The 8904-nt window shown below is 45.8% G+C and carries 6 protein-coding genes and 1 pseudogene; 3 read left to right on the forward strand and 4 right to left on the reverse strand.

Annotated features, from left to right (window positions below):
- Positions 1-219: 219 nt before the first annotated feature.
- From V6C93_RS01300 to V6C93_RS01310, 3 genes are read right to left on the reverse strand one after another with little or no spacing between them, the layout of a single operon-like run.
- Positions 220-1275 carry an ABC transporter permease gene (locus V6C93_RS01300; RefSeq protein ID WP_333474832.1) on the reverse strand — a complete coding sequence of 352 codons (1056 nt, stop codon included), beginning with the start codon at positions 1273-1275 and terminating at the stop codon, positions 220-222.
- A gap of 48 nt (positions 1276-1323) precedes the next feature.
- Positions 1324-2892 carry an ABC transporter ATP-binding protein gene (locus tag V6C93_RS01305; RefSeq protein ID WP_333474833.1) on the reverse strand — a complete coding sequence of 523 codons (1569 nt, stop codon included), beginning with the start codon at positions 2890-2892 and terminating at the stop codon, positions 1324-1326.
- Between the two features lie 20 nt (positions 2893-2912).
- Positions 2913-3938: a BMP family protein gene (locus V6C93_RS01310; RefSeq protein ID WP_333474834.1), complete on the reverse strand. Its 1026-nt coding sequence runs from the start codon at positions 3936-3938 to the stop codon at positions 2913-2915.
- Positions 3939-4240: 302 nt separating this feature from the next.
- Here V6C93_RS01310 and V6C93_RS01315 point away from each other — a divergent pair, with 302 nt between their 5' ends.
- From V6C93_RS01315 to V6C93_RS01325, 3 genes are all read left to right on the forward strand, one after another.
- Positions 4241-5308 (forward strand): ABC transporter substrate-binding protein, encoded by a 1068-nt coding sequence (locus V6C93_RS01315; protein ID WP_333474835.1) that lies wholly within the window; start codon positions 4241-4243, stop codon positions 5306-5308.
- A 5-nt stretch (positions 5309-5313) separates the two neighbouring features.
- Complete coding sequence (locus V6C93_RS01320; protein ID WP_333474836.1) at positions 5314-7731, forward strand: CHAT domain-containing tetratricopeptide repeat protein; 2418 nt, start codon at positions 5314-5316, stop codon at positions 7729-7731.
- Between the two features lie 91 nt (positions 7732-7822).
- Positions 7823-8629 (forward strand): ABC transporter ATP-binding protein, encoded by an 807-nt coding sequence (locus V6C93_RS01325; protein ID WP_414644112.1) that lies wholly within the window; start codon positions 7823-7825, stop codon positions 8627-8629.
- A 32-nt stretch (positions 8630-8661) separates the two neighbouring features.
- Here V6C93_RS01325 and V6C93_RS01330 read toward each other — a convergent pair.
- Positions 8662-8904 (reverse strand): annotated as a pseudogene (locus V6C93_RS01330) (IS110 family transposase); the annotation flags it as partial.

Raw genomic sequence — 8904 nt, forward strand, 5'->3', positions numbered from 1 at the left:
CAAATATTATTAACAGAAGGTATTCACTATGCAACTGCAATATCGCAAACTGGATTACGACATTCAACTGAATAGACAGTCTATAAACTATGCTGCTGATAGTATTCCTAAGAACGCCAATAAGAATGATAAGTTAGTTTGTCAGTGGTTGAGGGACAAAAACTCGAAGCTGTATTGTCAATGGAAATTATCAGAGTAATCTCAGACTCTGAGATTAGTTTACTTCACGGAGTTATTAGCTAATCGCTTCTTACCTTCCAATGCCAGACTAATCGCGATGAAGAGTACGGTGAGTCCTTGAATCGCATAAACAATGGTTACGGGGACATCTGCACTACGTTGCATGACGTTGGCACCACTACGTAAGGCACCGAAGAAGAGGGACGTGAAGACAATACCAGGGATGCTGCCACGACTTAAAAATGCGATCGCAATCGCATCAAACCCGTACCCTCCAGAAAAGTTCTCGAATAAGCGATATTTCAATCCCATCACTTCCGAGGCACCGGCTAACCCAGCTAACCCCCCAGCGAGTGCCATCACGAACATGATGGTGCGTTCGACAGACATCCCTGCATAACGGGCGGCGATGGGATTTTGTCCAACGGCTTCGATTTGATAACCGAGGGGCGATCGCGCAAACACGACCCACAATACTCCTGCTGCCACTAAAGCAATCAGAATCCCAGCATGGCTTTGAGTTTGGGGCAGAATAGTCGGGAGTTGTGCTGATTCAGGTAGCTTGGGTGAAAAGGGACTCGGCGCACCCGGTGCCAGCATTGGCCCCGTAACCAGGTAACTGATAAAGTACTGTCCTACATAGTTCAGCAGCAGGGTTGTAATCACTTCATTAACACCCCGCACCGCTTTGAGATAGCCCGGAATTAACCCCCAAATGGCTCCCAAGAGAAACCCTCCCAGCAACGCTAGGGGCAGATGAATCACTAGAGGCAAGCCTTGGACATATAGCCCAATTAATGCACTTCCCAACCCTCCCATGTAGATTTGCCCTTCCCCGCCGATGTTGAACTGCCTTGCCTTTAAAGCAACCAGTACGCCTAAACTGGTCAGCAATAATGGAGTAGTTTTGGTTAGGGTGTTGCCAAAGCCGTAGTAGTTGGTTAGGGATTCTTGAAATAAGACTGTGTAGGCAAAGAGTGGGTTCTTTCCGGCGATCAGGATTAAGCCAGCACCCACAAGGAGGGCGGCTGCGATCGCAATCAGTGGCGATACAATGGGCAGCAGAACGGGTTGAATCCGATTAGTTTCCATCATTGCTGTTCAAAGAAGACAAGGTATACAACGGGAACCACGCCTATTGGATCATGTTTGTGTTGGAAGTTTGCCACCCGTCATCAAGTAACCGATTTGTTCCACAGTAGCGGTGGCAGCATCGAGGATATCGACGAATTCACCTTCATACATAACGGCAATGCGATCGCTCATTGCCATCACTTCTTCTAATTCAGTCGAAATGTAGAGAATTGCCGCCCCTCGTGCCCGTTGTGCCAATAAAGACTGCTGTACATATTCTGTTGCCCCAACATCCAAACCTCTTGTGGGTTGCATGGCGACAATGAGTATTGGTTCCCCAGAAAGTTCTCTGGCTAAAATGACTTTTTGCTGATTACCACCGGATAATTGGCTGACTCTAACTTCTCCATGTTCTGCGCGAATATCAAACTTGGCGATCGCTGTATTCGCATGGTCACTAATGGCTTCGTTTTGTAAAAACCAGTTGCGGCAAAAGGGCAAATATTTAAAGACTTTGAGAATTAGATTGTTGGCAATACTAAACCCCATCACCAAGCCCATTTTTTGCCTATCTTCTGGGATATAGCCAACTTTGAGATGCTTGACTCGTTTTTGGGGTGTCCAGTGGGTGATATCTTCTCCCGCTAGCTGAATTTGTCCCTGAGTAATGGTACGTAACCCGGTAATGGCGTCGGCTAATTCTCGCTGTCCATTGCCATCAACTCCTGCTATCCCTAGAATTTCACCCGAATGGATTTGAAAGGACACATCCCGCACAATCGGTAACTTGCGATCGTCTTTTACCTGTAACTGTTGTACATCCAGGACTACCCCTCCTTGGCAAGGGGAACTTGTACTCTCCTCTCCTGCTATGAGAGGAGTAGGGGGAGAGGTTAAGGGAGGCAATTTATCTAACTTAAATAAAACCTCTCGCCCTACCATCAATTTGGCTAACTCTTGGCGCGTCGATTCCTGCGTCGTCGTTGTGGCAACTACCTTACCACGCCGCAGTACCGTTACTGTATTGCACAGTTGCATCACCTCTTCTAGTTTGTGGCTGATGAAGATAATCGTCTGTCCATTTGCAGCTAACTGACGCAACACTTTGAACAGCGATTCAATTTCTGGGGGAGTGAGTACCGCTGTGGGTTCATCTAAAATCAGTAAGTTTGCCTGACGGTAGAGGGATTTGAGAATTTCTACTCGTTGTTGTGTACCAACGGGCAAGTCTTCGACTCTGGCTAGGGCATCAACTTCTAAGTTGTAGGATTTGGACATTGCTGCAATGTCTGCTGCTTTTTGGCGCAAATTCAACTGCCACTTTAATTCTGTTCCTAAGATAATATTTTCTGTCACTGTTAGTTGGGGCACCAGCATAAAATGCTGATGAATCATCCCAATACCTTGTTGAATAGCAACGCTAGGGGAAGTAATTTCTACAGGTTTATCTTGGAGATAAATTTGACCGTGATCGGGACGGTAAAGACCACACAAAATGTTCATGAGTGTGGTTTTGCCTGCGCCATTTTCTCCTAGTAAGGCATGGATACTGCCGGCGTCAATACTCAGGTTAATATCCTCATTGGCAACAAAGTTACCAAATCGTTTGCTAATTCCCTCCAGACGTAAATAGGCCATTTTTAGAGCCAATCGCTGACTTAAGTCAATTTTATCTTCTTATCAATGATTCCCTGTATGGCGTCCTTTGCCTTTTTCTGAACATCCTCTGGCACCATGCTGCCAAATTTTCCTAAATATAGAATGTCGGGTTTTTCCCACCCAATGCTATAGATTTGCCCCGTAAGCTGTTGGTTCTTGGCGAGTTCAGAAATATAAGCGATCGCTAAATCGATTCGCTTAACTATACTCGTTAACACCGCCTTTGGTGCAACCTCTTGCTGGTCGGAGGTATTCCCAATTGCATAGATTCCTTTTTCACTCGCCGTTTCTAACACCGCTGGAGAAGCATTGTCTAGCCACTGGAAAATTACATCATTTCCCGATGAAATCAACGCTAATGCAGCTTCTTTTGCCTTGGCGGCATCATTCCAGTCTCCCGTGTAGCTGGCAGTCACCTTAATATCAGGTTTGACTGACTTTGCCCCTAACTCAAAACCGCGCTTCTCATCATCAGTCGATTGGAACTGCTGCGCACAAAGATAAGCAATCTTGTTCGCTTTCGTCATTGAAGCCGCCACAATGCCGCTAACGTAAGCACTTTGCAAACTGTCAATGCGTAATGAGGCAATGTTGTCACCTTTAACAGCACCATTCACCCCAACAAAAAAGGTTTTAGGAAACTCAGCCGCAACTTGTTGAATCGAGGCATCAAATTGTCCCCCGTGTGCAAAAATCAGGTTATATCCGCGACGGGCAAAGTCCGATAAGGTTTCCACCTGATCAGATTGTCCTACTTTTTCTACGTAGGCTGTCTCTGCACTCTGTTTGTCTTTAACAACTTTTAGCCCCGTAAATCCGACTTGGTTCCAAGCTTTATCTGTAATAATTCCCGGCAAAACCATTGCGACTTTGAAGGTTTTATTCGCATCTGTAGTCGTCTTTTTTTCACTAGATGAGGTTGGTATAGAGCTAGAATTATTAGTACAAGCTTTCAAGAATAAACTACTAGCCAATGCCGCTGAACCGTATCCGATTAATTGACGCCTGCTATATCTTCTTTTCATGGTTGTTCTTATCCTTGACCTTGGAAAATAATATTAGATATCTGCTCTGATTTTTAATTTATGAGCTATCTAAACGTTTACAAACCTTCTTTCTATTTCCAGGATACCTACTTAACTAGAAAGAATTGTTGTATAATCAGCTACAAAAATATATTTTATTTAAAATCTCCAGTTGGACTATTATAAGGTTTTAAAAAAATGAGTCACTGTAATCATTAATTAAAAAATGGAAGTTTTGGATGGGCAAGCCTTGTTTATCACAGTATTCCTTGGTATTTTCAGTAAAAAATTAAGGTAATGTTATGAGTAAAATAGATTCAATTCATCGCCGCAAGTTTCTCCAGTACGGTTCGCTTCTCCTTGGGTCTGGCCTTGTTGTTGCCTGCAACAATAGTAGCAACAAAGCCTCCTCACCGATTACTTCTCCAGCTTCTAACTCATCCTCTAGTGGCAAACTCGACAAAGTTACCTATGGAACTAACTGGTATGCTGAAGCCGAACATGGTGGCTTCTACCAAGCCATTGCCACAGGAATATACCAAGAACATGGCCTAGATGTCACGATTAAAATGGGAGGGCCTCAGGTTAATGGTACTCAACTCCTCATGGGCGGTGCTGTAGATTTCTTCATGGGGTACGGTGCGGATGCTATTCAAGCTGTAGAACAAGGAATTCCTAAAGTTACCGTAGCGGCTATCTTCCAAAAAGACCCCCAAGTTTTGATGGCTCATCCTAATACAGGCGTAAAGACTTTAGCAGACCTCAAAGGTAAGCCAATTTTTGTTTCGGGAACAGCCAATACGACGTTTTGGCCTTTCCTCAAGGCAAAGTATGGCTTCACCGATGACCAAAAGCGTCCTTATAACTTTAATCCCGGCCCCTTCCTAGCGGATAAGAATTCCGTCCAACAGGGTTATGTAACATCTGAACCGGGTATCGTTAAGAAGCAGGGCGGATTTGAGCCGGTTGTGTTTCTATTGGCAGATTACGGCTATACTCCCTACTCCACGACGATTGAAACAAAACGAGAACTCGTTGAAAAAAATCCAGATTTGGTGCAGCGGTTTGTCGATGCTTCGATTAAAGGCTGGTATAGCTATTTGCAAGACCCTACCCCTGGAAATAAGCTGATCAAGCAAGCGAATCCAGAAATGACAGATGAGCTACTGACCTATAGTGTACAAAAGCTCAAAGAATATGGTCTGATTGTTTCTGGTGATGCAGAAAAAATGGGAATTGGAGCGATGACAGAAGCTCGCTGGAAATCATTATTCGATACGATGAGCAAGGGCGGTGTGTTTAAGCCAGACACAAAGTTACAAAATGCATTCACTCTCAAATTTATTAATAAGGGTTTAAAAAGTATCTAAGTGAGATGCAGGTAATCAAAAAAGCATACCAAATCGGATTACTCGCCATTATTAGTTTCTTTGGGAGTCTCTCAACACTTTCCCTGCTAAAACCAACCCCTGCATTTTCGACAACCCAGGTGTTGGCTCAAACACCAGACCCCCGGAAAGCGGAAGCCGATCGGCTGTTTCAGCAAGCTAATCAGCAGCAGCTAGCGAATCAAATGGAGGCTGCTATCCAGTCTCTGCAAAAGGCACTGACTCTTTATCGAGAAATCAACGATCGCCAAGGAGAAGGAAGTACACTACTGAGTTTGGGATCGGCTTACTTTTCCTTGGGTAATTATGCCAAAGCACTGGAGTACAATCAGCAGCGTTTAGACTTAATGCAGAAAATCAGCGATCGCCAGGGTGAGGCGAGTGCCTTAGGGATGCTCAGTAACATTTACAGTATTCTGGGTAACAAAGCCAAAACCCTTGAGTATCAGCTGCAAAGTCTGGCGATAACGCGCACACTGGGTGACCGTAAGCAAGAGGGATTCGCCCTTCAGAGTCTAGGCGGAACTTACACCGTTTTAGGCGATGCTGCCAAAGCGATTGATGCGTATCAGCAAAATTTGGCGATCGCACAGGAATTTCAAGACCCTCTACAAACCGATTTAGCTCTTTCAGGGCTGAGCATGGCTTATGTTAACCAAGGCAACTATACCAAAGCGCTGGAATACGCTCAACAGCGTTTAGCCCTGATCCGAAAAAGTAGCGCTCGCCAACAGGAGGGAAATGCTCTGCTGGCTCTTAGCAATATCTACCAAGCTCTAGGCGATGCGACAAAAGCAATGGAGTATAGGCAGCAGAGTTTGGAACTCGACCAGAAAATGGACAATTCTTTCGGTGAGTCTACCAATCTGTTCATCCAGGCGAATAGTTACGAGTCGCAAGGCAACTATGCCAAATCGATTCAGTTGTATCAGCAGAGTCTGGAACTTGTACGGAAAATGGGCAATTCCGTGCAGGAAGGATACATTCTCAACGCCTTGGGGCGATCGCTATTTTTGTCTGGCAATCTTGCTCAAGCCAAAGAAACGCTACTTTCTGCCATTCAAATTGAGGAATCCCAGCGCCGAGGCTTAGATGACAGCAATCAGGTGTCATTTTTTGACAACCAGGTTAAGAGTTACGATACCTTACAACAAGTCCTTGTTGCCCAAAATCAGCCTGAAGCCGCTCTGGAAATCTCTGAGCGATCGCGTGCCCGTGCGTTTGTAGAGTTGTTGGCTAAGCGGTTATCGGGTAACTCAGCCACTCCACCAACGATTGCTCCGCTCACAATTAAACAACTTAAAAAAATTGCTCAAGACCAGAAGGCTACTCTTGTTGAATATTCATTGATTGGTAGAAACTTAGAGCTTTTTACTTGGGTCGTCAAGCCTACAGGGGAAGTCGGGTTTCACCGGACGAACTTGATTGAATTCCTAGGTACCTCCTCTATAGAAGACCTCGTCACCAGCAGCCGTCAATCTATCGGTGCGAGGGGTCGTGGTCTTGCTGTTGTTGCCAAGGTTGATGGAGCTAGCCAACCTCAAGGAACCAGCCAAACTCAACAGCTACAGCAACTGCATAAACTCTTAATTGAACCGATTGCTGAACTCCTGCCAAAAGACCCAAGCGCCCACGTAATTTTTGTTCCTCAGGGCGCTCTATTCTTGGTTCCCTTCGCCGCGCTCCAAGATACTTCGGGTCAATACTTGATTGAAAAACACACGATTCTTACTTCTCCTGCCATTCAAGTACTGGATTTAACCCATCAGCAACGGCAGCGTATTCCAGGTTCAGCCACGCAGAAGTTGGTAGTCGGCAATCCCACCATGCCGATGATAGGAACTCCACCCCAACAGTTGCCCAGCTTACCCGGTGCCGAAAAGGAAGCTCTAGAGATTGCCAAATTGCTAGACACCAAAGCCCTAATCGGCAACCAGGCTACCAAAACCGCTATCTTGGCGCAGCTACCCCTCGCGGGGGTGATTCATCTAGCCACTCACGGGTTACTGGATGATTTTAAAGGGTTGGGTGTACCGGGAGCGATCGCTCTGGCTCCATCCGGAGCTGATAATGGTCTGCTCAGAGCTGACGAAATACTCAATCTCAAACTTTCTGCCGAATTAGTCGTCCTCAGCGCTTGTGACACTGGGCAGGGAAAAATTACTGGGGATGGGGTAATTGGTTTATCTCGCTCTCTGATTAGTGCAGGTGTCCCTAGTGTTATGGTTTCTTTGTGGTCAATACCCGATGCTCCTACGGCTTTTTTGATGAGTGAATTTTATCGCAACTGGCAGCATCATCCTGACAAAGGTCAAGCTTTACGATTGGCAATACTTGCCACGATGAAGCAAAACCCCAATCCGGTTAACTGGGCCGCTTTTACTTTAATCGGTGAATCAGATTGAGGTGATGCCACCGCTGCTCAAGGATGTTGAGCGAAAGTGTGATTCAGTATTCTTGGAAGTAAATGCTATCCATCTAAAATCTAGAAATATCATGAGTTCTCGCCCTGCCAACAGCACTATGCATCGCGGTGCGATCGCCATTCATCAAGTCAACAAGGTTTACTCCAACGGGACTGTAGCCTTGCAAGACATGAACTTAAGCATTGGTGAAGGTGAATTTATCAGTTTAGTTGGGCCTTCGGGATGCGGTAAAAGTACGGCACTACGATTGATTGCAGGTTTAGGTCAAATGAGTGCTGGCACCATTATGTTGGGAGACGGTCAGGAAAAGCCAGAACTAGCGTTCGTGTTCCAAGAAGCAGCCCTTATGCCTTGGGCTAATGTAGTTGAGAATGTGCGTCTGCCGTTGAAATTAGCGGGTGTAGCGAAACTCAAGTCGCGTGCAACGGTGCAAGACGCCATTAACTTAGTGGGATTGACGGGATTTGAGCACAGCTATCCTCGCGAGTTATCGGGTGGAATGAAGATGCGGGTATCCATTGCTAGAGCGCTGGTGACTGAGCCAAATATTATGCTGATGGATGAGCCGTTTGGTGCCTTGGATGAGATGACCCGCAGTAAACTCAATAGCGACTTACTAAATCTGTGGCAGCAAAAACACTGGACAGTTGTGTTTGTCACTCACAATATCTATGAAGCGGTGTACTTATCGAATCGAGTGATTGTCATGGCTCCGCGTCCGGGGCGGGTGGTAGCAGATATCACGGTTGACGCCCCTTATCCTCGCCGCTCAGATTTTCGCACGTCTCGAATCTGTAATGAGTATTGCCGCGAAGTCTCTGCTCGTTTGACGGAAGCCGTGACGGGTTTTTCTGGAGAAACAGCAGGTGTGCCCTAAGACTGTTTTGAAAGTATCCGAAGGAAATAAGTTTAACTAATGGGTTGAGAAATAGGCGTGAGTGCAAGATGATAACCGAGTTGTGTAGCACGATGACAAAGACGTTGGAGTAAACGGTCTTGTTGACGTTTCTCAAGATAATTAGCCCCTAGGTCTCGATAAGGCTCATGCTTGGTGAGCATATGATAAAGAGCAATCAAAATGCGATGAGCTACAGCCACAATCGCCTTTCGGTGTCCACGCCGTGCAACTAAACGACGATACACGGCACTCAG

It is taken from the genome of Allocoleopsis sp. (genome assembly GCF_036703385.1).
Taxonomy (GTDB): Bacteria; Cyanobacteriota; Cyanobacteriia; order Cyanobacteriales; family Coleofasciculaceae; genus Allocoleopsis.